The sequence below is a fragment of the Streptomyces sp. NPDC031100 genome (assembly GCF_055570785.1).
Genome location: NZ_JBVIGN010000003.1, coordinates 803,554 through 827,980 on the forward strand (window position 1 = coordinate 803,554; position 24,427 = coordinate 827,980).

General features: G+C 71.1%; 23 protein-coding genes and 3 pseudogenes. 15 read left to right on the top strand and 11 right to left on the bottom strand.

The annotated features are described in order from the left end of the window. The first annotated feature begins 459 nt into the window (after nucleotides 1-459). Nucleotides 460-609 (top strand): polyprenyl synthetase family protein, encoded by a 150-nt coding sequence (locus ACZ5DS_RS11525; protein WP_468236437.1) that lies wholly within the window; start codon nucleotides 460-462, stop codon nucleotides 607-609. Further along, on the top strand, nucleotides 549-1,208 hold the full coding sequence (locus ACZ5DS_RS11530; protein ID WP_468236439.1) for a polyprenyl synthetase family protein: 660 nt from the start codon (nucleotides 549-551) through the stop codon (nucleotides 1,206-1,208). Before ACZ5DS_RS11525 ends, ACZ5DS_RS11530 begins: the two co-directional genes overlap by 61 nt. A 429-nt stretch (nucleotides 1,209-1,637) precedes the next feature. Here ACZ5DS_RS11530 and ACZ5DS_RS11535 read toward each other — a convergent pair whose 3' ends face one another. Continuing rightward, the gene (locus ACZ5DS_RS11535) at nucleotides 1,638-2,210 is read right to left on the bottom strand and encodes a helix-turn-helix domain-containing protein (RefSeq protein ID WP_468236223.1); all 573 of its coding nucleotides are present in this window, start codon (nucleotides 2,208-2,210) and stop codon (nucleotides 1,638-1,640) included. Between the two features lie 168 nt (nucleotides 2,211-2,378). On the opposite strand from ACZ5DS_RS11535, the gene ACZ5DS_RS11540 reads away from it, so the two are divergent. Genes ACZ5DS_RS11540 through ACZ5DS_RS11555 form a run of 4 tightly spaced genes read left to right on the top strand, consistent with a single transcriptional unit; the run spans nucleotide 2,379 to nucleotide 6,080 of the window. Continuing rightward, the gene (locus ACZ5DS_RS11540) at nucleotides 2,379-3,218 is read left to right on the top strand and encodes an ABC transporter permease (protein WP_468236226.1); all 840 of its coding nucleotides are present in this window, start codon (nucleotides 2,379-2,381) and stop codon (nucleotides 3,216-3,218) included. Next, complete coding sequence (locus ACZ5DS_RS11545; RefSeq protein ID WP_468236228.1) at nucleotides 3,215-3,949, top strand: ABC transporter ATP-binding protein; 735 nt, start codon at nucleotides 3,215-3,217, stop codon at nucleotides 3,947-3,949. The genes ACZ5DS_RS11540 and ACZ5DS_RS11545 overlap by 4 nt, the downstream gene beginning before the upstream one ends. An 8-nt stretch (nucleotides 3,950-3,957) precedes the next feature. After that, nucleotides 3,958-4,941: an ABC transporter substrate-binding protein gene (locus ACZ5DS_RS11550; RefSeq protein WP_468236231.1), complete on the top strand. Its 984-nt coding sequence runs from the start codon at nucleotides 3,958-3,960 to the stop codon at nucleotides 4,939-4,941. 8 nt (nucleotides 4,942-4,949) lie between these two features. Next, entirely contained in the window at nucleotides 4,950-6,080 is a 1,131-nt protein-coding gene (locus ACZ5DS_RS11555; RefSeq protein WP_468236234.1) for an aryl-sulfate sulfotransferase, read from the top strand. Between the two features lie 332 nt (nucleotides 6,081-6,412). On the opposite strand, the gene ACZ5DS_RS11560 is transcribed toward ACZ5DS_RS11555, so the two are convergent. Beyond that, nucleotides 6,413-7,786 (bottom strand): sensor histidine kinase, encoded by a 1,374-nt coding sequence (locus tag ACZ5DS_RS11560; RefSeq protein WP_468236237.1) that lies wholly within the window; start codon nucleotides 7,784-7,786, stop codon nucleotides 6,413-6,415. Beyond that, nucleotides 7,783-8,457: a response regulator transcription factor gene (locus ACZ5DS_RS11565; protein WP_468236239.1), complete on the bottom strand. Its 675-nt coding sequence runs from the start codon at nucleotides 8,455-8,457 to the stop codon at nucleotides 7,783-7,785. The genes ACZ5DS_RS11560 and ACZ5DS_RS11565 overlap by 4 nt, the downstream gene beginning before the upstream one ends. Nucleotides 8,458-8,615: 158 nt before the next feature. Here ACZ5DS_RS11565 and ACZ5DS_RS11570 point away from each other — a divergent pair, with 158 nt between their 5' ends. The 4 genes from ACZ5DS_RS11570 to ACZ5DS_RS11585 all read left to right on the top strand — a co-directional run bounded on the left by ACZ5DS_RS11570 (nucleotide 8,616) and on the right by ACZ5DS_RS11585 (nucleotide 13,074). Next, nucleotides 8,616-9,269 (top strand): DUF4956 domain-containing protein, encoded by a 654-nt coding sequence (locus tag ACZ5DS_RS11570; RefSeq protein ID WP_468236242.1) that lies wholly within the window; start codon nucleotides 8,616-8,618, stop codon nucleotides 9,267-9,269. Next, on the top strand, nucleotides 9,266-10,072 hold the full coding sequence (locus ACZ5DS_RS11575) for a polyphosphate polymerase domain-containing protein (RefSeq protein ID WP_468236244.1): 807 nt from the start codon (nucleotides 9,266-9,268) through the stop codon (nucleotides 10,070-10,072). Before ACZ5DS_RS11570 ends, ACZ5DS_RS11575 begins: the two co-directional genes overlap by 4 nt. Next, nucleotides 10,069-10,929: a phosphatase PAP2 family protein gene (locus ACZ5DS_RS11580; protein WP_468236247.1), complete on the top strand. Its 861-nt coding sequence runs from the start codon at nucleotides 10,069-10,071 to the stop codon at nucleotides 10,927-10,929. The genes ACZ5DS_RS11575 and ACZ5DS_RS11580 overlap by 4 nt, the downstream gene beginning before the upstream one ends. Before the next feature lie 1,938 nt (nucleotides 10,930-12,867). Then, nucleotides 12,868-13,074 carry a hypothetical protein gene (locus tag ACZ5DS_RS11585; protein ID WP_468236250.1) on the top strand — a complete coding sequence of 69 codons (207 nt, stop codon included), beginning with the start codon at nucleotides 12,868-12,870 and terminating at the stop codon, nucleotides 13,072-13,074. 629 nt (nucleotides 13,075-13,703) lie between these two features. Here the strand turns inward: ACZ5DS_RS11585 and ACZ5DS_RS11590 are convergent. Then, nucleotides 13,704-14,203 (bottom strand): annotated as a pseudogene (locus tag ACZ5DS_RS11590) (hypothetical protein); the annotation flags it as partial. Between the two features lie 315 nt (nucleotides 14,204-14,518). Here ACZ5DS_RS11590 and ACZ5DS_RS11595 point away from each other — a divergent pair. The 3 genes from ACZ5DS_RS11595 to ACZ5DS_RS11605 are packed head-to-tail and all read left to right on the top strand — an operon-like array spanning nucleotide 14,519 to nucleotide 15,554. Further along, on the top strand, nucleotides 14,519-14,737 hold the full coding sequence (locus ACZ5DS_RS11595; protein WP_468236253.1) for a hypothetical protein: 219 nt from the start codon (nucleotides 14,519-14,521) through the stop codon (nucleotides 14,735-14,737). A 5-nt stretch (nucleotides 14,738-14,742) separates the two neighbouring features. After that, nucleotides 14,743-15,081 (top strand): ArsR/SmtB family transcription factor, encoded by a 339-nt coding sequence (locus ACZ5DS_RS11600; RefSeq protein WP_468236256.1) that lies wholly within the window; start codon nucleotides 14,743-14,745, stop codon nucleotides 15,079-15,081. After that, the gene (locus tag ACZ5DS_RS11605; protein ID WP_468236259.1) at nucleotides 15,078-15,554 is read left to right on the top strand and encodes an ATP-binding protein; all 477 of its coding nucleotides are present in this window, start codon (nucleotides 15,078-15,080) and stop codon (nucleotides 15,552-15,554) included. Before ACZ5DS_RS11600 ends, ACZ5DS_RS11605 begins: the two co-directional genes overlap by 4 nt. A 37-nt stretch (nucleotides 15,555-15,591) precedes the next feature. Here ACZ5DS_RS11605 and ACZ5DS_RS11610 read toward each other — a convergent pair. Next, nucleotides 15,592-15,954: pseudogene (locus tag ACZ5DS_RS11610) on the bottom strand (GNAT family N-acetyltransferase); the annotation flags it as partial. A gap of 234 nt (nucleotides 15,955-16,188) precedes the next feature. On the opposite strand from ACZ5DS_RS11610, the gene ACZ5DS_RS11615 reads away from it, so the two are divergent. Together ACZ5DS_RS11615 and ACZ5DS_RS11620 are read left to right on the top strand one after the other, a co-directional pair. Beyond that, nucleotides 16,189-16,686: a hypothetical protein gene (locus tag ACZ5DS_RS11615; RefSeq protein WP_468236261.1), complete on the top strand. Its 498-nt coding sequence runs from the start codon at nucleotides 16,189-16,191 to the stop codon at nucleotides 16,684-16,686. Nucleotides 16,687-16,721: 35 nt separating this feature from the next. Then, nucleotides 16,722-17,075: pseudogene (locus ACZ5DS_RS11620) on the top strand (pyridoxamine 5'-phosphate oxidase family protein); the annotation flags it as partial. Between the two features lie 54 nt (nucleotides 17,076-17,129). Here the strand turns inward: ACZ5DS_RS11620 and ACZ5DS_RS11625 are convergent. From ACZ5DS_RS11625 to ACZ5DS_RS11650, 6 genes are read right to left on the bottom strand one after another with little or no spacing between them, the layout of a single operon-like run. Further along, entirely contained in the window at nucleotides 17,130-18,611 is a 1,482-nt protein-coding gene (locus tag ACZ5DS_RS11625) for a hydrogenase large subunit (protein ID WP_468236264.1), read from the bottom strand. Nucleotides 18,612-18,615: 4 nt separating this feature from the next. Further along, nucleotides 18,616-20,196: a proton-conducting transporter transmembrane domain-containing protein gene (locus ACZ5DS_RS11630; protein ID WP_468236267.1), complete on the bottom strand. Its 1,581-nt coding sequence runs from the start codon at nucleotides 20,194-20,196 to the stop codon at nucleotides 18,616-18,618. Then, complete coding sequence (locus ACZ5DS_RS11635) at nucleotides 20,196-20,888, bottom strand: hypothetical protein (RefSeq protein WP_468236270.1); 693 nt, start codon at nucleotides 20,886-20,888, stop codon at nucleotides 20,196-20,198. The genes ACZ5DS_RS11630 and ACZ5DS_RS11635 overlap by 1 nt, the downstream gene beginning before the upstream one ends. Continuing rightward, the gene (locus ACZ5DS_RS11640; protein ID WP_468236272.1) at nucleotides 20,885-21,841 is read right to left on the bottom strand and encodes a respiratory chain complex I subunit 1 family protein; all 957 of its coding nucleotides are present in this window, start codon (nucleotides 21,839-21,841) and stop codon (nucleotides 20,885-20,887) included. Before ACZ5DS_RS11640 ends, ACZ5DS_RS11635 begins: the two co-directional genes overlap by 4 nt. Further along, nucleotides 21,841-23,874 (bottom strand): proton-conducting transporter transmembrane domain-containing protein, encoded by a 2,034-nt coding sequence (locus ACZ5DS_RS11645; protein WP_468236274.1) that lies wholly within the window; start codon nucleotides 23,872-23,874, stop codon nucleotides 21,841-21,843. The genes ACZ5DS_RS11640 and ACZ5DS_RS11645 overlap by 1 nt, the downstream gene beginning before the upstream one ends. Continuing rightward, nucleotides 23,871-24,353 carry an NADH-quinone oxidoreductase subunit B family protein gene (locus ACZ5DS_RS11650; protein WP_468236277.1) on the bottom strand — a complete coding sequence of 161 codons (483 nt, stop codon included), beginning with the start codon at nucleotides 24,351-24,353 and terminating at the stop codon, nucleotides 23,871-23,873. The genes ACZ5DS_RS11645 and ACZ5DS_RS11650 overlap by 4 nt, the downstream gene beginning before the upstream one ends. Nucleotides 24,354-24,427 lie beyond the last annotated feature (74 nt).

Below are 24,427 nucleotides of genomic sequence, written 5' to 3' on the forward strand. Positions count from 1 at the left end.
ACCGGGGCCACGGACGGGCCGGCACTCTGCGGCACGACCGTCTGTTCGCCGCTTCGTACGCTGGATTGATATTTCGGGCGATTGCAGGGCTTTCCCGCTGGGGAGGATGGCGCTGATGATTACGGATCTGGCGGCGGCGGGAATTCGCGGATTCGCGGCGCCTCTCGGCGTTCTGCTTGGTGATGGCTGAGTTGGCCGTCGGCGAATCGGACGGGACCGTCCTTCTGGGGCGGGCCGGGGGCGTGATGGTGCCGGTGTTGCGGCGTGTGTTGAGTCGATTGCATCCGGACCTGGCGGTGGTGGCCGGTTATCACTGCGGCCTGACCGACCGGTTCGGCCGTCCCGAGACAGCCGGGAACGGGAAGATGGTGCGGCCCACCATGGTGTTTCTGGCCGCCGACACCATCGGGCAAGCCTGCGGTGCTTCGTCAGACGGTGGTGGTGTCCGGGGCGGTGGCGGTGCAGTCGGTGCACGAGTTCTCCCTTTTGCACGACGACGTCATGGACCGTGACCGGACTCGTCGTGGTCGGCCTGCGGCGTGGACGGTATGGGGTGTCGAACGGGCGCTGCTGTGCGGGGGGGGGACGCGTTGCTGGCGCTGGCGATAACTCAGCTGACCAGCCAGCCCGATTGCGTCGAGGTGCTGGTGGAGGCGCTTCTGGGCCTGTGTTCCGGGCAGGCCGACGATCTGGCCTGCGCCGCGCGTCCGGGGGTGGGAGCGGCGGAGTGGGAGCGCATGGCTAGGGGCAAGACCGGAGCGTTGCTGGGGGCGGCATGTCAACTCGGCGCTCTGCTGGGCGGGGCCGACAGGGACACCTCCGTCGTGATGCGCGGTGCCGGTCTCGATCTGGGTCTGGCGTTCCAGGCCGTCGATGATTGGCTCGGCGTGTGGGGCGACCCAGCGCTCACCGGCAAGCCGGTCGGTGCCGATCTGGCCGCGGGCAAGCGGAGCCTGCCGGTCGCCCTGACCCTCGAAACACCCAAGACGGGCACCGAGTTGCAGACGCTGCTGGACGCCGGTCACGACCGCGATGTTGCCGGCATCACCACCGTACTCGAGCAGGCCGACGCCGGCACCCGTACCAGGCGCTACGCCCAGGAGCACCTCGCCCGAGCCGTCGATGCGGTGGGGGCCCTCGGTGTCAGCTCGCAGGCACGCGAGCAGTGGAGATCCCTGGCTGAATTCTTGGCCGAACGCACCGCTTGACCGTCCCACTCTGGCCCATCAGGTGAAGGAGGACACTTCGTGGTCACAACTCGGGTCGACGACGGGCAGCTGATCGGTGAGCTGGAACTGCGGCCGGTGGCATCGATGGCCTACGCCGCCGCCGTGGGGCTGTGACGAGAAAGGACCTCGCGCTCTCAGCTTGGGAAGCAAGGGCGCTTGCGCGGCCTCTACCGCCTTGACCTGCGTAGATGTCTTTCAAGTGCGGTGTCGCGAGGGTCGTCTCGCACCCCTGTTGACCGTGGCTGTCCGCCCTTACGGGCACGGATTGGGCACGGCTTCGGCTCAGGCGGTTCGGCAGCTCTGTCTCGTCCTTGGAAGAGGTGCACCAGGCGCAAGCCCGGCCAGGCGTGTGCGACCGCTGTTGCATGCGCAATCAGGCGGCGCAGTCTCCGGAAACCCCACGCCCGCTCACCGCCCCAGGGTGACAACGAGAAGGGTACGGGCGGGTGTCGTGCCGACCAGTCGGCAGCGATGGGGGATGTCGCCGCGGTGGTGGGCGCTCTGGCCGACCCGCAGCCGGATCGGCTCTTGGTCGCGCAGCTCCAGGTCGACCTCGCCTTCGAGGACGTAGATGAAGTCCTCCCCGGTGTGCTCGAACCAACCGCGCTCGCCCTGCCCGGGCGTGAAGTGCTGCTCGTACGCCTCCATGACGTCGCTCTGGCCGCCGGGGATGAGGACGCGCGCGAACTGTCCGGTGCCTTCGGTGACCCGGATGACCTGGGGGTCCTCCTCATGGGCCACGGTGTCGGAGGTGCTGGAGGGGCGCAGGAAGATGCCCGGCGGCAGACCGAGGGCTTCGGCGATCTTGTAGATGGAGGCGAGGCTCGGGGTGGTCAGGCCGCGCTCCAGCTGGCTGAGGAAGGGCTGGGACAGGCCCGAGCGGGCCGCGAGTTCGGCCATCGGGACACCGAGGCGCTTGCGGTGTCCTCGGATCACGGATCCGACGGCCAGGGCCTCGGGGGTCGGGTCGGGTCGGCGCACGGGACCGACGGTAGCGCAGGGGCGAGGTGAGCCGGAGGCGTGGGCCGAGGCGCCCGGATGAGGCTTCATGGTGCCGACACGCTGTGGCAATAAACCACGCGAATTATTGACGTCGTCAATATCGCTGTCTCGGGGAGACCCGGGAGACCCGTCCTGAGGAGCCGCGCCATGGCCCGCACAGCACCGTCGGCCCGTCCGGCGCGGCCCCCCGACACGGCCGCGCCACCCCGCTCGCCCGGCGGCGGGTTCGGAAAGCTTCTCCGCCCAGCCACGGCACCGCTCGCCTCGGCGGTCCTCGTGCTCGCCCTGTGGTGGGTGGCCGCACGGGCCGGCGTACTCGGCGAGGGGCTCCTCCCCACGCCCTGGCAGACCCTGCGCGCAGCGCACGCGATGTGGGCGGACGGCACGATGGCCGTCGATCTGCGGGCCAGCCTGGCGCGCGCCGGGCAGGGCTTCGCGGCCGGGGCGTCGGCCGGGGTCGCGCTCGGGTTCGTCACCGGCCACGGTCCTCGCGTCGCGGCGCTCGTCGGCCCCGTGATGTCGTTCCTGCGCCCGATCCCGGCCATCGCGCTCGTGCCGCTGGTCACTGCCTGGTTCGGGATCGGCGAGCGGGCCAAGCACCTGGTCATCGCCTACGCCGTGTTCCTGGCCGTATGGCTGTACGTCCACGACGGCGTCGCCCGCGTCCCCGCCGACTACCTCCGCGCGGCGCGCACCCTCGGCGTACCGGCCTGGCGGAGGCTGACCGAGGTCCTGCTGCCGGCGGCCGCCCCCTCGGTCGTGGCGGCGCTCCGCTACGGCGCCTCACTCGCCTTCCTCGCCCTGGTGGCCGCCGAGCTGGGCGGCGCGCAGAGCGGCATCGCCTACCGCCTGCAGGTCGACGGCCAGTTCCTGCGCACCGACCACATGTTCGTCGGCCTGATCGAACTCGGCCTGCTCGGCCTGCTCGCCGACGCGCTGATCAGCACGGCCGGCCGTCGTCTCGTCCACTGGAGCAGCGGTTCATGAGCGCCGTCGTCCGCCTCGAAAGCGTCGAAGTCCGCTACGAGGACTCCCTCGCCCTCTCCGCCACCGACCTGGAGTTCGCCCCCGGCTCCTTCACCTCCCTCCTCGGCCCGACCGGCTGTGGCAAGTCCACTCTGCTCAACACCATCGCCGGGTTCGTGACACCGACCTCCGGCCGGGTCCTGATGGACGGCGCCCCGGTCACCGGACCCGGCCCCGACCGGGGCATGGTCTTCCAGCACTACGCCCTGCTGCCCTGGTTCACCGCTCGCGGCAACGTCGAGTTCGCCCTGAAACGCTTCGGTCTGCCACGGGCCGAGCGCCGTGAGCGCGCCCTGGAGTCACTGCACTCGGTCGGACTCGCCGACGCCGCCGAGAAGTACCCGGCACAGTTGTCCGGCGGCATGCGGCAACGCGTCGCGTTGGCGAGGGCGTTGGCGGCCGAGCCCCAAGTCCTGCTGATGGACGAGCCGTTCGGGGCGCTCGACGCCATCACCCGGGCGCGGATGCAGCGACTGCTGGCCCGGCTGTGGCAACGCACCCGCACCACCGTCGTCTTCGTCACCCACGACGTCGACGAGGCCCTCGCCCTCTCCCAGCGGGTGGTCGTCATGGCCGCGGACCCCGGACGCGTGATCGCCGACCACCGGCCCGGCGACGACCCGGCGCCGGACCGGGCCGCCCCACACCCCCTTCACGCGCGCATCGTCGCCCAACTCGGCACCGACTCCTGAGGATCTCCATGCGCAGAACACCGCGCGGCCTGATGGCCGCCGTACTCGCCCTGACCGCCCTGCTGACCGCCTGCGGCACGCACACGAAGAGCACGACCACCCAGGTCACCATCGCCGGCAGCGACTACCTCGGCGGCGCCCCCGTCTACACCGCCACCGAGAACAAGGACTGGGCGGCGAACAAGCTCACCCCCAAGCTCCAGTCCTTCACCACCGGCCGCGACGCCCTCAACGCCGTTCTCGGCGGTCAAGCCCAGTACGCAGTCGTCGGCGACCTGCCCGCCGTGTCCGCGATCCTCGCCAACCGGAAGATCAACATCCTCGCCGCCCTCTCCGGCTTCACCGACTGGCGCCTGCTGACCACCACCTCCGCCCGCATCACGACGTTCGCCGACCTCAAGGGCAAGAAGATCGGCCTGCCGGAGGGCACCAACGTTCAGTACGCGCTCAGCGGCATGCTCACCGCGGCGGGCCTGAAGCCGGCCGACGTCACCCTGGTCAACCTCGCCCCGAACCAGGTCACCCCGTCCCTCGCCCGCGGAGACATCGACGCTGGCCTGACCTTCCCCAGCTTCTACGACGCCACCAGGACGACGCTCGGCACCAAGTACCGCGAACTCCGCTACGACGGCTACACCTACCGAACGCTGCTGATCACCGCCCGCGGCACCAGCACCGCCACCTCAACAGCCGTCCTGCGCACCCTGACCACCGCGACGAAGGCCATGGCCAAGGACCCGGCCGCCGCCCGCAAGGCGGTCGTCTCCCAGGCCGCGGGCGCCGTCCAACCGGCATTCGTCAACGGCCACTCCACCTCGTACGACTACAAAGTCACCCTCGACGAACCTCTGTTGAAGCTCCTCCTCGCCGAGGGCGCCTGGGCGAAGTCGACGCAGCAGCTGTCGGCAACACCCGACCGGGCCACCTTCCTCCAGCACATCGACCGCGCGCCGCTCACGGCCGCCGACTCCACCGCCGTAACTCTCCGCTGAAGGACATCATGACGACCGTTGACCAGAACACCCTGCGCCGCCGAGGCACCGGCCTGCGCGCGTACGACCCCGCCCGCAGCTACGGCGGCCACACCCTCTACACCCCCATCGCGGGCACGGGAGACGTGTACCTCGTGGACATCCACGGCGAGGTGGCCCACCAGTGGAGCCTGCCGCACCCACCCGGCCGCCACGCCCGGCTCCTCCCCGACGGCACCCTGTTCTACCAGGGCAAGCAGACCGGAACGGCCCCCCTCTTCCCCATCTGGGACGTCTACCACGGCGGCATCCTCCAACTGATCGCCCCTGACGGCTCGGTCCTCCGCGAGGCCCGCCACCCCTACCACCACCACGACGCGAGCCTGCTCGCCAACGGCAACCTGATCCTCCTCGCCGTCGAACCGGTCCCGCCCGCGCTCGCGGCCCGCATCCCTGGCGGCATCCCCGGCACGGAGGCGCCGGACGGCCGCATCTGGGGAGACGTCGTCTACGAGATGACCTGGGACGGCGAAATCCTCTGGCGCTGGGCGTCGTTCGAGCACCTGCCAATCGACGACACCCCCCTGAACCGCCACTTCGCCCGCGAACACTGGCCGATGGCCAACACGGTCAACGAGCTGCGCGACGGCAGCATCATGGTCGGCTTCCGCAGTGCCTCCACGGCCGTGATCATCGACCGCGCCACGTCACAGGTCACCTGGCGGCTGGGCCCGGACACGCTGGCCCAGCAGCACTACCCCCACGAACTGGACTCGGGCACGATCCTGATCTTCGACAACGGCTCCTACCGCGACGAGACCTCCGTCCCCTACTCCCGCGTGATCGAGGTCGACCGCTCGACCCGGAAGATCGTCTGGTCGTACGAGGACAACCCGCCCCAGAACTTCTACAGCCCCTACATGTCCAGCGCCCAGCGCCTCCCGAACGGCAACACCTTCATCGCCGAGGGCTCCTTCGGCCGCCTCTTCGAGGTCACCCCCGACGGCGACGTCGTCTGGGAATACGTCGTCCCGCACTTCGGCGCCTTCGGCACCGGCGTGGGTCTGGAATCCTCCCGAGGCGCCCAGAACGCGGTCTTCCGCGCCTATCGCTACGGACCGGACCACACCGCCTGGCTCCAGCCTCACCTCGGGCGATGACGCCACCCGGCCTACCTGGGAACGGCAGGCTGAGGGCTCGCTCGCCGGAAGGAATGTGGCGGGCACACAAAGTGGCAGGTCATCGCCGTGCACTCAGTCCCGGGGAAACGGTGGGCGCGTATGTGCGGAGCACTCGTGCCCTCCGCGTGCCCGATCTCGACACGTTCGCCGAGCCGGAAACAGAGGGAACGCCCTCGGCAACAAAGAACCCCCGGGTCTCTGACCTGGGGGTTTCGCGTGGAGCGGGTGACGAGAATCGAACTCGCGCTCTCAGCTTGGGAAGAGGCGGGGCCATGCCCTCACCGTACGCGGCTGCCGAGCTTGTGCGCTGGTCAGCAGGGCAGATCGAGGGTGACGGAGGCACCGCGCCCGGTGTTCTCGGCGTGTGCGGTGCCGCCGTGGGCGGTGGCCACCGCATGGACGAGGGCGAGCCCGAGGCCGGATCCCTCGCTGGTGCGGCTGGCCTCGGCGCGGGCGAAGCGGTCGAAGGCCCGGGGCAGGAACTCCGGCGGGAAGCCGGGCCCATCGTCGCTGACGCACAGCCGGAGCCTGTTGTAGTGGACGGTGGCCGTGAGGCGGACGGTCCCCTGGCCGTGGCGGAGGGCATTGTCGAGCAGGTTGCCGATCGCGGGCCGCAGCCACCGGGCGTCGACGTCGACGGTCGCGCGGGCGGCGTCGACGGTCACCGCACGCCCGGCCCGCTCGGCGGTGCGCAGATGCGGGCCGACCGCGGCGTCGACGAGGTCGGCGAGTTCCACGGGGGCACGGCTGATGTGCTGGGTGCTGCCGAGTTCCTCCAGGTCCAGCAGCGCGTTGGAGAGGTCGATCAGGCGCTGGACCTCGGCGTCCACGGAGCGCAGGGTCTCGGTGAGTTCCCCGGCCGAGCGGGGGCGGTGCAGGGCGACATCGACCTCCGCCCGCAGCAGCGACAGGGGGGTGCGCAGCTCGTGGCTGGCGTCCGCGACGAACCGGCGCTCGCGTTCGGCGGACTCCTCGAGGCGGTCGAGCATGTGGTTGAGGGTGTGGCCGAGGCGGGTGATCTCGTCGTCGTGGTCGGCCGGCACGTCCAGGCGCAGGTTCTGGGCGCCGTCGGCGAGGGTGGCGGCCCCGCTGCGGTAACGCTCGACGGGGCGCAGGGCGGCGCGTGCGGTGCGGTAGCCGACGTAGGAGGCGGCGATGAGGGTCAGGCCGGAGGCGATGGCCAGTTGGGCGAGGAGTTCGCGCAGCGCCTCGTCGCGGTGGCCGCGCCGGACGGCGGCGATCACGATCCGGGGCTGTCCGTCCGCCGTGATGCGTTTCGCCTGGAGGCGCAGGGTGTCGGGGGTGATCGAGAGGAGGGAACCGACGTCACGCCGGACCGTGGCGCCATGCGTGACGGCGCGGAGTTCGGCTGGGGTGAGCAGCGGCTGGTGACGGAGGGAGTCGCTGGAGGTGAGGACGCGGCCGTGTGCGTCGAGGACCTGCTGGAGGCTGCCGCTGGGGCCGGGAGGGAGCCGGGTTCCGGTGCGCACCGCCTGGTCGAGACTGTGCCGGTAGGTGGTCAGGTCGTCGTTCAGCTGCTGGTCGAGGGCGGTCCTGACCCGCCAGTAGACCAGTCCGGCCGCCCCGGTCAGCACCAGGGACATGGTGATGGCGACGGCCAGCACGAGGCGCGTGACGACGGGCAGCCGCCGGAACCACGACCGCAACCGGCCGCGCAGGGTCATGGGGTGGTCTCCAGGCGGTAGCCGCGTCCGCGCAGGGTCGTGATCGTCGTACGGCCGAAGGCCCGGTCGACCTTGGCGCGCACCTTGGAGACGTGCACGTCTATGGCGTTGCTGCGCAGGTCGGTCTCGCCGTCCCAGACCTCGTCGAGCAGCTGGAGACGGGTGACCACGCACCCGGCGTTCGCCATCAGCACCCTCAATACATCGAACTCGCGGCGGGAGAGGTCGAGTTCGGTCTCCCCCCGCCAGGCGCGCTGCTGCTCGGGGTCGAGGACGAGGTCGCCGACCTTCAGACGCCCGGAGTGCTGCTCGGGGCGGCGCCGGGACATCGCGCGCAGCCGGGCCAGCAGCTCCTCCATGGCGAACGGCTTGACCAGGTAGTCGTCGGCGCCAGCGTCAAGGCCGGCGACCCGCTCACTGATCGCGGCGCGCGCGGTGAGCAGGATGACGGGGGTGTCGATGCCTTCGTCGCGCAGTGTCCGGCACACCTCGACCCCGTCCATGCCCGGCAGCATGACGTCGAGGACCACGGCGTCCACACGCGGGTCACGGGCGGCGGCGAGCCCGGACGGTCCGTCGTAGTGGCCCTCGGCGGTGTGCCCGGATTCGCCGAGGTAGCGGACGACCAGGTCCGTGAGGCGGGTCTCGTCGTCGACGACCACGTAGTGCATGCCAGTCAGGCTAGCCCCCCGCGCAGGTGTCCGGATTCCAGGCGCCGGGGAGGCTTCATGGTCTGTTCATGTGACTTCCCTACCGTCATTCACGTCGCGGTGCTCCGCGGACCGCGACCGGTCCGCCGTTCCCACGCGCCGGGACGGAAGGGACAGACATGCACGCACTGGTGCTCGCCGCCAAGGGCATCGCCGGCCACATAGCGCCCATGGACCTGATGACCCGCGGCGGTCTCGACGTCATCGCGCTGCTGATCCTGGTCGGCTGGCTCTACCGGCGCCGCCCCAGCGCCCCGGCGATGCCGCTGGTGCTGGCCGCGCTGAACGTCGGACTGTTCGCCGCGATGAGCACGATCAGCGCCGGGAAGTTCCCGGCCGGGGTCGGCTTCGGCCTCTTCGGCATTCTCTCCCTGGTCCGGCTGCGCAGCGCGGCGTTCACTCTACGCGACGTCGCGTACACCTTCGTGACCCTGGTCATCGCCCTGTGCACGGGGCTGCCGCACCGGCAGATGTGGCTGGTCGTCGTACTGGACGCCGTGTTGCTGCTGGCGGTGCTGCTGGTGGACGACCCGAAGTCCTACGAGCCCCCGACCCGCACGGTCAAGCTCACCCTCGACCGGATCTACCCGGAGCCCGCACTCATCGCCCACGACGTGGCGCTCCGCTTCGGCCAGGCACCCCTGTCCGTGGTCGTCGACGAGGTCGACTACGTCCGCGAGACCACCCGGGTCTCCGCCCGCTACCCCGCCGTACCGGGGGAGCCCGCCACCGCCCAGGACGCCGAACCGCGCGAGCAGGTGACCGCCGCATGAGCCTCGCCTCCGACCTCGGCCTCGACGCCCTACGCGGCGCCACGCTCGCCGAGGTCGACGCGGCCGCAGCCCTCCAGCACCGCACCGACCGCAAGTACCTCCTCCCGCTCGACCGCGCCCGTGACCTCGTCGCCCGGCTCGCCGACAGCCACCACGTCCTCGACCTGGCCGGCCGCCGTACGACGAGCTACCTCAGCACCTACTTCGACACCGAGCAGCTCGGCGCCTGGCGGACCCACGTCCAGCGGCGCCGCCGCCGCTGGAAGGTCCGTACCCGCCTGTACGCGGAGGACGGGCTGTGCCGGGTGGAGGTGAAGACCAAGGACGGCCGCGGCGCCACGGTCAAGCACGCCCTCAAGGTCCCGGCCGCCGCGTACGGCGAACTCGGCGCGCAGGCAGCCGAGTTCGTGGACGAGGTACTGGCCGCCTCCGGCATCCCTGTCACGGCCGAGGAGCTGGCCCCCGCCGCAGAGGTCCGTTACGTCCGGGCGGCGCTCGCCGACCTGGACCACGGCACCCGCGTCACCCTCGACGGCGCACTCACCTGCCACCACGGCGACCGCACCGCCGCGCTCGACCCCGGCCACGTGCTCATCGAGACCAAGGGCGGGGTCCGGCCGGCCCCGGCCGACCGGCTGCTGCTGAACCTGGGCGGCAGGCCCGTCTCCCTCAGCAAGTACGTCGTCGGCCAGTCCCTGCTCACCCCCGGCCTCCCCGACAACGACGTACGCCGCCTCGCCCGCACCCACTTCACCACCGGGGCGAGCACGGTACCGCTCTACGAAAGGACCCCCGCCGCATGAACGTCCTGCGCGGCATCAAATGGCCGTACGCCCTGATCGCACTGCTCGCCGTCGCGGCCGTCGCCGTCGGCGTGATGCGACCGCAGCTGGTCGCGGCCGCCACCGGCGGCTCCGCGAAGAAGAAGCCCGGCGCGACGGCGCTGATCAAGCAGAACCCGCCGCCCACGCTCTTCACCGACGCCGAGATCGCCCCGATCGGCAAGCAGGCGGCGGCTCAGCGCACGAAGGCGGACGCCCTCTTCGCGCAGTGGAAGAAGGCGCACGGCACCACCCGCGACGACAAGGCGTTCGCCGCCTGGGCCGCGCAGCAGGTCCCGGCGGCGCCGTCGGCCGCGCAGCGCACCGCAGAACTCCGTGCGGACCAGCAGCTCGCGAAGACCCGCACGGCGGCCGGGAAGAAGGCCGCGACCTGGCTGGAGCTCTACGGCAAGAAGGACATCTGGAAGCTGTACCTGCACGACCAGCGTGAACTGATCCCCGCCGCCCAGGGCACGGCGGAGAAGGCCGAGCTCAAGGCGGCCCTGAAGCTGGCCAAGACGATCAGCGACCAGCTGGCCGCCAAGGACAAGCAGCCGGCCCCGTTCGTCCTGGACCCGTCCCTCCGCCCCGACAAGCACATCAAGCCCGGCGCCAAGGGCCCGTACTCCTACCCCTCCCGGCACGCGGCCCGTTCCGCAGCGGCCGTCACCTTCCTCGGCGCCCTTTCCCCGCACCGCGCCGAGGACTACGAGTGGATGCAGGACGAAATCCTCTACTCCCGCGTCTACATGGCCGGCCACGTCACCAGCGACCTCACCGCCGGAACCCTGCTCGGCGACCTGATCGGCGACTACGAACTCGCCGTCAGCGGACACTGACATCCCTGAAACCCGGCGATCTGCCCGCCCCGCGACTCACGTGGGGCGGGCAGACGACCATGGGGAAGTGCACCTTCCCGTCGACTGCCTGGGTGCCCCCCGCCTGGGTGCGTGGGGAGGGCAGGAAACCGTCGCCGAACTCCAGGATCACAGTGCCGAGTTCGTCACCTGTGGGACCGACCGCTCCCGGGAGACTTCGTCCGAACCGGTACTGAACCTGCGCTGGACGGGACAACGATGAGCCGACTCCTCGTCCACCCGTGACCGGCATTGACGGACAGCCGAGCGGCGCGCCACACCGGCTGTCCGGTTCGCACCGAGGAGCAGCCGTCGGCCGAGCGGGGAACGATCAGATTTCCCGGGCTGGAACGCTGGCAACCGGTCGGGCGTTCGGTTTCCTCCCACAGCCTCTCGAGCTACTGCCGACGCATCACCACTCAGTTCACTCGGACGCCCGCCGTGACACCGCATTCAGAAGCTCCTCAAGGCTCATCGCGCCAGTATCGCAACAGCCCTCTCCCGATCGCTGCACGAGTGCCAGGACCTCAGCCATCCTCGCCTGGGCGGCGACCGCACCGGGCCCGCGACCTGCGGCCGCGCCACCAGTACTGCCCCGGCAACTACGGGCGCTAGATGATGAAACGCTCCTTTCTGCCGGCGCCATGCCAGATGCAGTGGCTCTCCTGACCTGCACCCCAGAGCACCTGACAACCCCTCAAGTCAAGCGTCAGCTCTACTACACGCACGACTGCGGGGCCCCTGATCGACATCCACATCGCCTTCCGTGCATTCGCCTTCACGTGAAGAGCTTCGCCGCTAGCTTTCGGCACATGGCACACGACGAGGCAAGGCAGGTGGACGTGGTCCACCGTGCTGGGGAGCGGCAAGGGCCACCGCTGCAGGTGCAGGTGGGGGACGAGGTCGTCATCACTCTGTACGGATCATCCGCCTACGGGTGGACGTCGGTCGAGGTGGTCAGGGGGCCTTTGACGGTGGTGGCGGCAGAAGCGACCGACGGAACCGTACGGGCCACGGTCAGGGCGGTCGGCCCGGGTGAGGCGGAGTTGCGGTCGACGTCGTCGTTCCTCGGGGATCGATTCGGGCCTCAGACGCGGCTATGGTGCCAGCTAGTGCACGTCAGACCGTCGTCGTAGCCCCACGACGACGGTTGCGGGACCACGACGACGCTCAGTTGAGAACCATGACGGTGCCACTCAGGCACAGACGGGTGGAGCCGCCGACGCCGACGGACACCGTGCTGACGGACGCCGTTACCGCGGACGAAGAGGACGAAGACCCCACGGAAACAGGGACCAGGGGCGACTGGTTGCGGGCGCGGAAGACCTGGTGCCGGACACACAGGCAGCGGCTGAAACAATGAGGGCCACAACGGCGAGTGATCGGGCGCCGGTTCGGCGATGCCTCGCGATGTCCCCAAGCGTGGTCAGGACAGGTCCACGGTGGGACGTCGTTGCGACGCCAAGCGTTCCCCGTGCGGGCGGGCGCGGAAGCCGCCGACACGGGCGATACAGGGGAATCCCCTGTGCCGATACAGAGGAAGCCCTGTGCTTTACGGTGAGTTGACTGTGCTCCGTAAATTCTCGGTTGCTTCGCGCCACACTGACGCCTTCTCTCTTGTTGCGTGAAATGTCCGGTGCAACCATCCCGGATTGCGAACACGCGCTCCATCGGCGTGAACGTCCTTCTTCTCCCCACATGCCGGGCGATCTCCGGCTGGCCGAAAGGATGTTCCGTGTCCCGATCCGGACGCAGACGCGGCCGCATAGCCGCGCTCACCGCGATCCTGACCGCAGTTCCCGCTCTCTGGCTGGCCGCTCCCGCGGCCCAGGCCGACCCCACACCCCACACCCCGCGGCCCACCGATCGGCCGACACCGGCCCCGCCGTCCGGCACGACACCTCCCCCACCCTGCGTTCCATGGCCGCCCACGCCCACCACGGGCACCACGGCAAGAAGCAGCAGGACGACGACCCCGGCGAGGCACGCCTCCCGCACCCGCCCGCGTCCCACTTTCCCGACCCGGTCGTCCAGTCCAGCCCCGGTGGGCCGTCCGCCCCCTCGACGGGAACGAACTTCGAGGGCATCGGTCTCCCGCGCACTCCGGAACTTGGCCGACTCGGCTGACCACGCGGCGAAGATGGTGCGGAAGGCGGACGCGGCACGGCGAAGCTGAACCGGCACACCCAGGTAGGCCAACAGCCGTGCTATCCGCGCGAGCGGAGGTGAGCCGCCCATTGCCGCGGAGGAACAAGGCCGACCTCCAGCGCACAGCCCCGGCCCCGCCGCGCCGCCCTACGCCGCCTGACCCGCCCAACAGTTCGCCTGACTGCCCATCAGAACGAGCGTCACGAGCGCCATTTCAGCGTCAAGACATCGCCCGTAACGCCCACACCGCACATCATGCGCACCAACAAAACTGCAGGTCAGGAACCCTTTGCGGCCGGTTCGAGGATGGCAACGCACTCCACATGATGCGTCATCGCAATCACGTCACGGTCGGCGGAGACGAGAGAACATCCACGTCAGACCTTGGATTTCGGTCCGGCAGGGTGGCCGTGGAGGCCCGGAGCGTCACTTGAGCGTCAGGGCTGATGATCACTGACTTCGCTAGGCGGACTGCTCCCAGGCCGGCCAGTACACCACCGAGAACTCGCGGGGAACCCAGGATCGGCCCGAGGCAATCCATGGGCCCAGAAAGTCACGGTGCAGGTAGCGCAGCTTTCCATGTCTATCCAGGCGGCGGTGGTTGCGCTTCACGCGTTCGGTGAGGGTCGGAGCCCGTGCAGCGGCGATCTGCTGGGTGCGCTGCCCGCCTGTGGCGTCCACCAGGAAGAGCCACGAGACGGTGCTGTCTGGACAAGCGGCGGTCTGCTGGCGTGGGGGGCGAGCAGACCTTGGAGTTCCTCGGCTGCGGTCTTGAGGAGGTCGCCGTCGCGGGTGGCGTGGAGGGTTTCGAGGATGAGGGCTACGTGGGTTGAGTCCTCGGTGGCGCGGGGGTGGTGGGCGTCGCGGTGGTTCCAGTGGCCGGTCAGGACGCCGGTGATGTCGGTGTAGATGATCTCGACGGTGTCGGGTTCGCCGAGCGGGGTTGAGGACTCGGTGCCGTCGGCGCGGCGGACGGAGACAGTGCTGTGGGAGTCGGCGGCCGGGTCGATGCGCGGCCGGCAGCCCTTCTTCGCCATGCGGCGGCCGAGTGCGTCGACGCTGGGGCGGATGTGGCGGGGTTGGTGCCGAAGGAGCGGTAGGCGGTGTGCCGGGGCAAAGGGCTTGGCAGCGCATGACCCGTCTGCCTGACGCTCAGCCGCCCCGGGGGCTACGGCCTGAGCCTGGCGCCCGCCGGCCCTCGCCGGGGGTGGCATCAGCGCCGTGCCTCGACCTCCGCGCAGCGGTCGGCCAGGTCCTGGGCTCTCGTGCGCGGCTCCCTCCTTCGTGGAAGAGGGGCGGACCTGCGCCCCGGCCACCTGGTGGCCGGGGTCTGCCCGTTCGCGACAGTCCCGGCCCCGGTCGGAGGAGTCGGGGCAGGCTCACAGCCACTACTCTTGAAGAGTTCTTCAATTCGCTAGTTGCCATGTCGACCAGGTTCCAGGGGAGGTGGTCCTCGGTGGGTGGGTTCACCGAGTCCGTACGAGAGCGGGTACGCAAGGCGCGTGCCGCGCTGTCGCAGGCGCTGGAGGCTGAGGACGCCTATGAGGTGGCCGTCGCGCAGGACGACCTGGACGACGTGCTGCGTGTGGCGCGACAGCACGGCATCGACGTCGGCGCCGACGTGGCGGCAGACGAGGGGTGAACGGGATGCCGGTTCCGCTGTACGAGGCGAAGGCCGAGTTCTTCCGGATGCTCGGCCATCCGGTGCGTATCCGGGTGCTGGAGCTGCTGCAGGACGGGCCGACGCCCGTGCGCGATTTGCTCGCCGCGATCGAGGTCGAGCCGTCGAACCTGTCGCAGCAGCTTGCGGTGCTGCGACGATCCGGGATCGTCACCGCCACCCGCACCGGGTCGACGGTGATCTACGAGCTGGCCGGCGGTGATGTCGCGGAGCTGCTGGCCGCCGCCCGACGGATCCTGTCCGTGCTGTTGGCCGGCCGCCAGGACCTGCTCGCCGAGTTGCACCGAACCGAGCCGGCACGGTGAGTGGCGACCCCCGCAGGTTCCGGCTGCCGTGGCACCGCCGCCGCCCCGCGGCGGCCGTCGAGCACGTACGGCCACAGGGACGGCGGCACGTCGCCTCGGTGCCGGTGGGGCCTGATGCGGTGCGTGAGGCCCGCGAGCGTGTGGCCGGGCACTTCGCCGAGGCCGGTATCGCCCCCGATTCGGCCTTCGCGGACGCGGTGCTGCTGGTGGTCAGCGAGCTGGTCACCAACGTGCTGCGGCACGCCCCGCACTCGCCGCTGACGGACGTGGGGATAACGGTCGTTGGCGATCAGCTGGTCGTCAGCGTCGCGGACGCCGACCCGCGTCTGCCGGACCTCACCCTTGAGGGCATGGGCGCCGGACTGCGGATGGTGGCCGAACTGGCCGCCGACTACGACGGGGAGCTGAGCGCCGAGCCGGCCGTCGACCACGACGGCAAGGTCGTCCTGGTCCGGTTCGAGATCCCCTTGTAGGCGCGCGCGGCAGGACGGAAGAAGACCGGGCCGGCGTGTTGAAGCACGAGACGTTGACGATCAGCTGGCCGGCAGCCGGCCTCACGGCGACCTCGCGCACCGCCTCAAGGAGCGCAGTTCCCACCCCACCGCGTGAGGCGGCAGGATCCACGGCGAGATGCTCCAGCCTCGCGGTCGAGCTCTCTTGGACATGCAGACTGCCTTCGCGCTCCACCACCCGGGCCAAGGCGTACCCGACGACGGCCTCCCCGGATGGGAATTCGGCTACGAGGACATGCACGGAGGGCTCATCGAGGGCGTCGTGAAAGAAAGCCTGCAGCCGCACCCGGTCCGGCTCCGGGACGAAGATGTCGGGCCGTTGCCGCGCGTGCAGGTCATGAACGGTGGCGTGAAGCTCCACGAGCCGCGGACCGTCGTCCTGCGAGGCGCCCCTGACCCGGATCAGGCCCCATGGTGCCCGGCAAGCCCGCCCTCCCGCTACGGGTCACCGCATCCCCCTGCCAGGGCCTACCGGCGCCCATCCCGTCCCCGGTCGGCCCTGGTGCACTGCGCCCCCGCCCGGAGATGATCAAGCTGGCTGTGGGCGGTCGCTGCGCTCCCGGGAGCCCGCCCACCGGGGAGAAGGGACAGCCAGGTGATCGCTGTTGTGGAGCATCCCGATCTCAGGGTGCCGACGCTTGCGCTGCTGGAGGAGGAGCTGTGTTCCCGGCTGGCCGGCTTCGCGAGGGCGGGCAGGGGCGGGCTGGTCCGCGTAGGGAGGGGACTGCCGGTGGCGTTCGGGCGGGCCGCCCGGAAGGCGGGGCTGGCCCTGGTGACGGTATCGCCGTCGTACAACGGCGTGCCCGCGCCGCGCGCCGAGCCCGACCGGAAGGCGGCCGGTGAGCTGCTGTTGCTGTCGGGGCAGGTGCGGCTGGTGGAGTACGACCCCGGTGACCGCGGTGCTTGCGTGGCCGCGGACGAGCGTCTGCTGTGCAATTGCGCCCGCGTGCCGGCGGTGTGGGACGGTTCGCCGTCGAACGGCCGGGACGCGACCGCGCACCTGGTGGCCTACGCCCGCAGTCACGGAGTCGATGTCGAGGTGCTCTGGCCTTCGGGAGCCGAGCACCGGGCCGTCTGCAGGGAGGCGTCATGACCGCTGAGCCCTCCCCTTCCACTCCTGGCGCCCGGATGATCGGGCTGGAGCGGGAGGAGTCCCTCAGGCTGCTGGCCGGTGTGTCCATGGGCCGTGTCGGCTTCACTCACCAGGCCCTCCCGGTGATCCGGCCGGTCAACCACCTCGTGAACGACGACGGCGACATCGTCATCCGTACGCACGCCGGGGCCGCGCTGCTGGCCACCGCCTCCGCGTCGGAGGTGGTGGTGTATGAGGCGGACCGGATCGACGAGGGCACGCACACCGGCTGGAGCGTGATGGTGACCGGCCGGGCGAGCCGCGTGACGGACGCGCAGGCTCTGTCCCGCTACCGCGCCGAGCTCATGCCCTGGATCGACACGGAGATGGAGCACGTGGTGCTCATCCGGGCCGAGCTGGTGACCGGCTACCGGCTCGAGCGCTGGGACCGCCGCGCGGGCGGGTCACAGGTCGTTGCCGGCGTAGGAGAGGTTGAAGCTCTTGTTGGTGAGCGGGAAGTCGGGGACGATCGTGTCCGCCAACGCCACCGGCAGCGCAGGCCAGTTGAAGAACGACGGGTCGACCGGCTTCACCCGGGCCAGCGTCCCGTCCGAGGCGAGTTCGACGCGGGTGGCGATGGTGCCGCGCCAGCCCTCGACCAAGCCCACACCCGCACGGGAACCGGTGCCGGGTGCGGGTGAGGGCGCCAGTGCGGCCGCAGGTGCGCCGAGTCCCTCGGTGAACTGTCCGATCAGTGCCAGAGACGTGTCGATCTCCTCGGCGCGGACCAGGAAGCGGGCCAGGACGTCACCGCTGTCGTGCACAGGTACGTCGAGCTGGGTGCCGTATGGCGTGAAGGGGTGCGCGACGCGGGCGTCGTAGGCGAGTCCGCTGGCGCGGGCGACGTACCCGAGACAGCCGATCTCCCGGGCGGCATCGGTCGTCAGGATCGCGGTGCCGGTGAAGCGGTCACGGACGGTGGAGTGGCCCAGGGCGAGGTCGGTGATCTCGCGGATGTCCTCGCCGATCACCTTCAGGCGTCCTGCGTCGGGTACGGTCCGGAGCGCTGCGCCGCCGGGTACGACGCCACCGCGCAGCAGCCGGTGGCCGGTGACTTCCTTGTTGAGGCGCAGGAGTTGTTCGCGGACGCGCTGGGCGTGGGCGTTGAGGATGCCGTGCCCGACGTCGTTGCAGAGCATGCCGAGGTCGGCGACGTGGTTGTGGATCCGCTCCAGCTCCAGCAGCAGGGCCCGGGCCTGCTGGGCTTCGGCGGGTACGTCGGTGCCGGTGGCCTCCTCCACCGCCAGGCAGTAGGCCAGGGCGTGACCCACGGCTGTGTCGCCGCTGATGCGTTCGGCCAGTGGCAAGCCTGCGGCGATCGTGCGGCCCTGGAAGAGTTTCTCGATGCCCTTGTGGACGAACCAGAGGCGAGCCTTGAGCTTGAGGATGGTCTCGCCGACGACGGAGAAGCGGAAGTGGCCGGGCTCGATCAGCCCGGCGTGCACCGGGCCGACGGGGATCTCATAGACGCCCTCGCCCTCCACCTCCAGGAAGGGGTACGGGCCTTCCTGTTCGCCGAAGCTCGGCGGTGGTCCGGCGTCCGGGCGCATGGGATACCAGCCGCGGGGCCAGTGGAAGTGGCGGACGAGACGGTGCGGCAACGGGTGGTCGAGGGGGACGATGCCGAACAGGTCGCGCATCTCACGCTCGAACCGGCCTGCGGGGAACGACAGATGGGCGAGGGTGGGCACTTCCGGCCGGTCGGGGTCGAGGCGGACGTGCAGTTCGGTGCGCGTGTCGGGCGGGCCTGTCACGAACAGGTACACCACGCGCGGTCCGGCCTCGTCGAGGTGCGCGGCGACCAGCGCGAGCCGGTGACCGTCCGCCAGCAGCCGCTCCGCCCGCTCAGGCAGTTCGGTGACGTCGATTTCGCGTGTGGTGCGCATCGCTTCAGCCTCCGATCGCCTGGGCGGCGGCGTGCAGCAGGTCGGTGAGGGGACCGAGGGTCACGCCCAGGGCGGCGCAGGCGGCCAGGCCCAGCATCAGAGGCCACACGGCGGACGGGCTGTCCTCGGCCGGGATTCCCGGTCCGAGCAGCATGCGGGCGGCACGGACGGCGATCGCGGCGAAAGCGACCAGCACGAGCAGCAGGGCCACCACCGTGACCCAGCCCAGGCCCTGTCCGGCCGCGAAGCCGGCCCGGGCGATGCCCAGTTCGGAGGCGAAGAGGCTGAAGGGCGGGAACGCCATCAGCGCCACCACCGCGAGCCCGAATGCCCCCGCGAGCGGCGGCGCCTGGGCGACCAGGCCGCGGACTCGTCCGATCCGCGTGGTGCCCGTGAGTTGCAGGATGCGACCGGAGGCGCAGAACGCGACAGACTTGGCCAGGCCGTGGCCGGCGATGTGCAGCAGTGCGGCGGACAGGGCGAGCGGGCTGCCGATCGCCGCGGCCAGGGCAATCAGGCTCATGTGCTCCATGCTGGAGTACGCAAGCATCCGCTTGTAGTCGCGCTGGGCGAGCAGCAGCCCGGCCGCGAGGGCGAGGGTGAGCAGGGCGATTCCGGCGAGCAGGATGCGGGTGAAGTCCGGGCCGAGGGCGGCGTCGGCGATGACCCGGTAGCGCAGGATCGCGGCGAAGGCGACGGAGAGCAGTACCCCGGACATGAGCGCGGAGACCGGCGCGGGGGCCTGGCTGTGGGCGTCCGGCAGCCAGGCGTGCAGCGGGATCAGGCCGGCCTTGGCGCCGAAGCCGAGCACGATCAGGGTGATGCCGAGCCGGGTGACCGCCGGGTCGAGCCGGTCGGCGCGGGCGACGAGGGTGGGCCAGTCCAGCGCCCACGCCTCCGCGATGCCGGCCTGTCGGGCCGCGTAGTAGATGAGCACGGTGCCGAGGAAGGCGAGCGCAATGCCGGCCGAGCAGATCACCACGTACTTCCAGGCGGCCTCCACAGAGACGCGGGTGTGGCGGTGGCCTACGAGGAAGGCGGTGACGATGGTGGTGGCCTCGATGGCGACCCACAGCACGCCGAGGTTCGCGGTGACGACGGCCAGGCACATCGCGGCCAGAAACGCCTGGACCAGGACGTGGTAGCGCCACGCAGTCTGCTCGCCCGCCCGTCGTGCGGCCCGCTCGCCCGCAAGGTACGCGGGGGCCGAGCCGCAGGCGATCAGTGCGACGGTGCCGACCACCAGCAACATCCACGCGGTCAGCGCATCCGCGCGCAGCAGGCCCGAGTACGCCTGCGGAACTCCGCCGTCGACCACGTCCCTCGTGAGCAAGCTCCCGCACGCGAGGATCACGGCGGGCGAGACGAGCCCCACCCAATCCCGCACTTGCCGCTCGGGCACCGTGCCGGGCTCGGGCGCCTCCGCCACCAGGACGGAGCCCTGTGCGGACACTCCGCGCCGGGCCTCGGTAAGCGCCGCGGCGGTCGAGCGTGTGCGCAGTCCGGTCAGCGCGTACCCGCCGCCCATCGCCAGCGGCACGGCGGCGGGCGCGGTGAGGAGCAACGCGGAAGCGGTAGGGCTCATCAGTCGTGCAACTCCCGCAGGTCGTCGATGTCGGTGGTGCCGAACGCCGCCCGCATCCGGGTGGTGAGGATCTGCAGCACCAGCACCGCCAGCAGGACGTCGAAGGAGACGCCGAGTTCCACGATGAGCGGCACACCGGAGGTGGCCAGGAAGGCGGTGGCGGTGATGCCGTTGTCCAGCAGCAGGAAGCCGACCACCTGAGCGAGCGCCCGGCGCCGGGTCACGAGCACGAAGAAGCCGATCAGGACGACGGCCAGGCCCACCGGCAGGGCACGGGTGGCCGGTGTCGGGTCCAGCTCGGTCAGGGGCCGGGCCACCGCGTAGGCCAGCAGCGTCAGCAGCGCGGCCGTGAGCAGCGAGGCCGCGACGTTGACCAGCGGCTGGGTCTCCCGGGTCTCGGCGCCACCGGTGCCGTAGCGCTGCCGGTCCTCAGTGAGCGCGGCCAGGGCGCGCCGCATCAGATACGGCAGGACGCCCGCTCTGAGCACCCCGACGCCGAGGCCCACTGCGACGAGGTCCCAGCGCTGCTCGTGCGCGCCGAGGAGTACCGCGATGGCCGCCAGAGCCATGCCCTGCAGGGCGAAGTCCCGGACGATCGCGGCGAGTTCTCGCCGCCACAGCACGATGACGGCGGCCAGCAGGAAGGCGCCGCAGGCCAGGTCGAGGAGCTGGGTGTACAGGCCGCCGCTCATGACGCTCCGTTCAGGAAGTACGAGGCGGTCACCGCGAGCAGCGCCAGCAGGAAGGAGCCGGCGAGCAGTTCGGGTACGCGGAACAGCCTGACCTTGGCCCAGAACACCTCGGCCGCCGCGAGCACCGCACCCAGCAGGCAGACCTTCGCGGCGAACAGCACCAGCGCCACGGCGAGAGCGGCCCAGGAGGCGCTGGTGGCGATGCCCCACGGCACGAACAGCGAGGACAGCAGCCCCAGCAGCAGGGTGAGCCGCATCTGGGCGCCGAGTTCGACCAGCGCCAGGTCCGGGCCTGCGTATTCCAGCACCATCGCCTCGTGGATCATCGTCAGTTCAAGATGGGTGGAGGGGTTGTCGACCGGGATCCGGCCGGTTTCCGCGAGCACAGCCACGGCGAGGGCGGCCGTGGCCAGCAGTCCGGCCGGGGAGGCGAGGCGGGCCGGGTCGTGGGCGGCGCCGGAGACGATGGCGGGCAGGTTGGTCGTCCCGGTCGGTATCGAGAGGGCGAACACCGACAGCAGGATGGTCGGCTCCACCAGCGCGGCGACCGTCATCTCCCGGGAGGCGCCCATCCCGCCGAACGCGGTGCCCGTGTCCAGCCCGGCCAGGGCGAGGGCCATGGTGCCCAGCGCGATCAGCGCCACCACCACGATCAGGTCCGCATGACCGCTGACCGGCGTGTCCGTCGACAGCAGCGGCACCAGGCCGGCCGCCACCACCGTGGTGGCCACCAGCAGCGCGGGGGCAGCCCGGAAGGCGGGCCCTGTTCCTACAGGCGTGATGGGTTCCTTGCGCAGCAACTTGCGTGCGTCGCGCCAGGGTTGCAGCACCCCGGCCCCGGCCCGGCCCTCCAGGCGGGCTCGTACCTGCCGCATCCAGCCGGTCAGCAATGGTGCTCCCGCCACCACCACGACAACCTGGCCGACGACGGCCGCGTATCCGATCCCGTTCATCACCAGCCCACCGCCAAGACCAACAGCAGGACGACCAGGCCGACAAAGCCGTAGCCGAGATAGAGATGCACACTTCCGCCCGCCAGCCGGCGCGCCGCGCGTCCGGCACGGGCGAGGGCGGTCAGCACCGGTTCGTACAGCCGATGCTCGATCCGGTCGGGCACCGCGCGGGAGAAGCGCACCCGCTCCACCAGGTAGGCCGACTCGCGCACCGGTGTGACGTTCACGTCCTGCTCGGGGGCGAGGACGTCGTCGAAGACCCGTTGCAGCGGCTCGGCGAACGACGTCGCCGTGTAGGCCATCCGCGGGGTCGGCGCCCCTCCCCCGCAGTCCCAGAGTCGCGCGTCCCGGCGCCGCCGCCGGTGCCCGTAGAGCCGGGGCAGCCAGGTGGCGAGGAGGAGCACACCGGTCAGGGCCGCGGTGATCCACAGCGGTGAGAGCGACGCGGAGATGTCGGCGAGCCGCACCTTCAGCCCGCCGCCAGAAACCGCGCCGGTGCCCGGCAGCCCGACCGCGCCCACGGCCCGGTCAAGGCCGTCGCCCACCAGTCCGGGCACCAGCGCCAGTGCCGCGCACAGAGCCGCGAGCAGTCCCATTCCGGCGAGCATGAGCGGCGGCGCCTCCTGGGCCGAGGCGGCCCGGTCACTGCGCGGCCTGGCGAAGAACCCCACGCCGAGCGCCTTGACGAACACCGCCGCCGCGAGCCCCGCCGACAGCGCGATCAGCGCCACGGCGATGGGCAGGACGACCGCCGGTGCCACACCGGATACCTGAAGGCCGTGGATCAGGGACTGCAGCAGCAACCACTCACTGATGAAGCCGTTCCCCGGCGGCAGCGCCACCGCGCCCAGCGCGGCCACGGCGAACAGGCCCGCCGTGAACGGCATCCGGGAGCGCAGCCCGCCCAGCAGGTCCAGATTGCGTTCCCCCGTGGCCCGCAGCACCGACCCCGCCGCGCAGAACAGCAGCGCCTTGAACGCGGAGTGGTTGACCACGTGCAACAGCGCCGCCGCGAGCGTCAACGCGGCCAGCGCCTCGTCCCCGTACGCCGTGAACAGGCCCGCCGCGCCGACGCCGATCAGGACCAGGCCCATGTTCTCCGAGGTCGAGTAGGCCAGCAGCCGCTTCAGGTCCGAGGCCATCGCGGCCTGCAGGATGCCGTACACCGCGGACAGCCCGCCCAGCGCGAGCACCGTCAGCCACCACCAGGCCGCTCCGCCGCCCAGCAGGTCGAAGCCGACCCGCACCAGACCGTAGACGCCGAGGTTGACCATGGCCGCGCTCATCAGCGCCGAGACGGAACTGGGCGCCTCGGGATGCGCGCGCGGCAGCCAGGCGTGCAGGGGCACGGCGCCCGCCTTCGACGTGAACCCGGCCGCCACCAGAACGAAGACGAGTCCGCGTACCGTCGGCGACATACCCTCCGCGCCTGCCCGCAAGGCCCCGAAGGACTCCCCGCCCGCCTGTCCGGCGAACAGCGCCAGCCCTGTCAGCAGGAGGACGAGCCCCAGATGCGTCATCACCGCGTACCACACACCGGCCTGCCGCACTGTCGCCCGCTCCCGGTGCTCGACCAGCACCAGCAGCAGCGAGGCAAGCGCCATCAGCTCCCACAGCGCCAGGAACGTGGACACCGACGCCGCCACCGGAACCAGGATCAGCGTGAGCGCGAACAGCGGCAGCAGCGCCTGCGCCGTACGGGAGCCGAGTCCGTGCGGGCCGTGCCCGCCCGCGTAACCGATGCCGTACACCGCGACCGCGGCCACGACGGCCCCCGCTACCGCCAGGAACAGGCCCGCCAGCGCATCCACCGCCAGATGCGCCCCGGCCAGCGGCAGCAGCCCGGGATACACGGCTGCCCAACGGCTTCCGCCCAGTGCAGCCACACCCGCCGTGCCACCTGCCACCCCCACACCCACCGTCAGCAGTCCAACGACCGGGATACGGACCCTGTTCGGCAGTCCGAGACCGGCCAGCGCCCCCGCGCCGCCCAGTGCCGTAGCCGTCGCGAGGGCGGCCGAGATCACGCTCACCGCCCGGTCACTCTCCTGAGCGCCGCCACGATCTCGCCCGGCTCCGGCGGGCATCCGGGGACGGCCAGGTCCACCGGTACGACATCGGCGACGGCGCCCTCGACGCCGTACCCGCCCGCGAACTCCCCGCAGTTGATCGCACAGTCCCCGACCGCGACAACCAGCCGCGGCTCTCCCATCGCGGCGACCGTACGCCGCAGGGGCTCGGCCATGTTCCGCGTCACCGGCCCCGTCACCAGCGCCACGTCCGCGTGCCGGGGCGAGGCCACCAGCCGGGCGCCGTACCGCTCGGCGTCGTAGACCGGGTTGAAGGCCGCGGCGATCTCGATCTCGCAGCCGTTACAGGACCCCGCGTCCACGCACCGAACCTGCACCGAACCGCCGAGCTCCCGCGCCCCTGGCGGGACCTCACCCTCAGGACGCGGCGGCGCGGGCTCGGCCACCCGCCCACTGCCGCGGATCTTGCGCAACAGGCCCATGAACCCTCCTTGACACGGTGAGGACGTGTCCGCAGGTGATCAGAACGGTGTTCTGCGGCTGGAGTTACGGCACT

What these genes read in the sequence shown, in the direction of transcription:
- ACZ5DS_RS11560 (WP_468236237.1), bottom strand. Translation starts at nt 7,786, where the DNA reads ATGACCCTGCGCGGCCGGTTGCGGTCGTGGTTCCGGCGGCTGCCCGTC.
- ACZ5DS_RS11575 (WP_468236244.1), top strand. Translation starts at nt 9,266, where the DNA reads ATGAGCCTCGCCTCCGACCTCGGCCTCGACGCCCTACGCGGCGCCACG.
- ACZ5DS_RS11565 (WP_468236239.1), bottom strand. Translation starts at nt 8,457, where the DNA reads ATGCACTACGTGGTCGTCGACGACGAGACCCGCCTCACGGACCTGGTC.
- ACZ5DS_RS11640 (WP_468236272.1), bottom strand. Translation starts at nt 21,841, where the DNA reads ATGAACGGGATCGGATACGCGGCCGTCGTCGGCCAGGTTGTCGTGGTG.
- ACZ5DS_RS11650 (WP_468236277.1), bottom strand. Translation starts at nt 24,353, where the DNA reads ATGGGCCTGTTGCGCAAGATCCGCGGCAGTGGGCGGGTGGCCGAGCCC.
- ACZ5DS_RS11580 (WP_468236247.1), top strand. Translation starts at nt 10,069, where the DNA reads ATGAACGTCCTGCGCGGCATCAAATGGCCGTACGCCCTGATCGCACTG.
- ACZ5DS_RS11545 (WP_468236228.1), top strand. Translation starts at nt 3,215, where the DNA reads ATGAGCGCCGTCGTCCGCCTCGAAAGCGTCGAAGTCCGCTACGAGGAC.
- ACZ5DS_RS11570 (WP_468236242.1), top strand. Translation starts at nt 8,616, where the DNA reads ATGCACGCACTGGTGCTCGCCGCCAAGGGCATCGCCGGCCACATAGCG.
- ACZ5DS_RS11635 (WP_468236270.1), bottom strand. Translation starts at nt 20,888, where the DNA reads ATGAGCGGCGGCCTGTACACCCAGCTCCTCGACCTGGCCTGCGGCGCC.
- ACZ5DS_RS11550 (WP_468236231.1), top strand. Translation starts at nt 3,958, where the DNA reads ATGCGCAGAACACCGCGCGGCCTGATGGCCGCCGTACTCGCCCTGACC.
- ACZ5DS_RS11585 (WP_468236250.1), top strand. Translation starts at nt 12,868, where the DNA reads ATGGCCGCCCACGCCCACCACGGGCACCACGGCAAGAAGCAGCAGGAC.
- ACZ5DS_RS11540 (WP_468236226.1), top strand. Translation starts at nt 2,379, where the DNA reads ATGGCCCGCACAGCACCGTCGGCCCGTCCGGCGCGGCCCCCCGACACG.
- ACZ5DS_RS11630 (WP_468236267.1), bottom strand. Translation starts at nt 20,196, where the DNA reads ATGAGCCCTACCGCTTCCGCGTTGCTCCTCACCGCGCCCGCCGCCGTG.
- ACZ5DS_RS11625 (WP_468236264.1), bottom strand. Translation starts at nt 18,611, where the DNA reads ATGCGCACCACACGCGAAATCGACGTCACCGAACTGCCTGAGCGGGCG.
- ACZ5DS_RS11600 (WP_468236256.1), top strand. Translation starts at nt 14,743, where the DNA reads ATGCCGGTTCCGCTGTACGAGGCGAAGGCCGAGTTCTTCCGGATGCTC.
- ACZ5DS_RS11530 (WP_468236439.1), top strand. Translation starts at nt 549, where the DNA reads ATGGGGTGTCGAACGGGCGCTGCTGTGCGGGGGGGGGACGCGTTGCTG.
- ACZ5DS_RS11595 (WP_468236253.1), top strand. Translation starts at nt 14,519, where the DNA reads ATGTCGACCAGGTTCCAGGGGAGGTGGTCCTCGGTGGGTGGGTTCACC.
- ACZ5DS_RS11555 (WP_468236234.1), top strand. Translation starts at nt 4,950, where the DNA reads ATGACGACCGTTGACCAGAACACCCTGCGCCGCCGAGGCACCGGCCTG.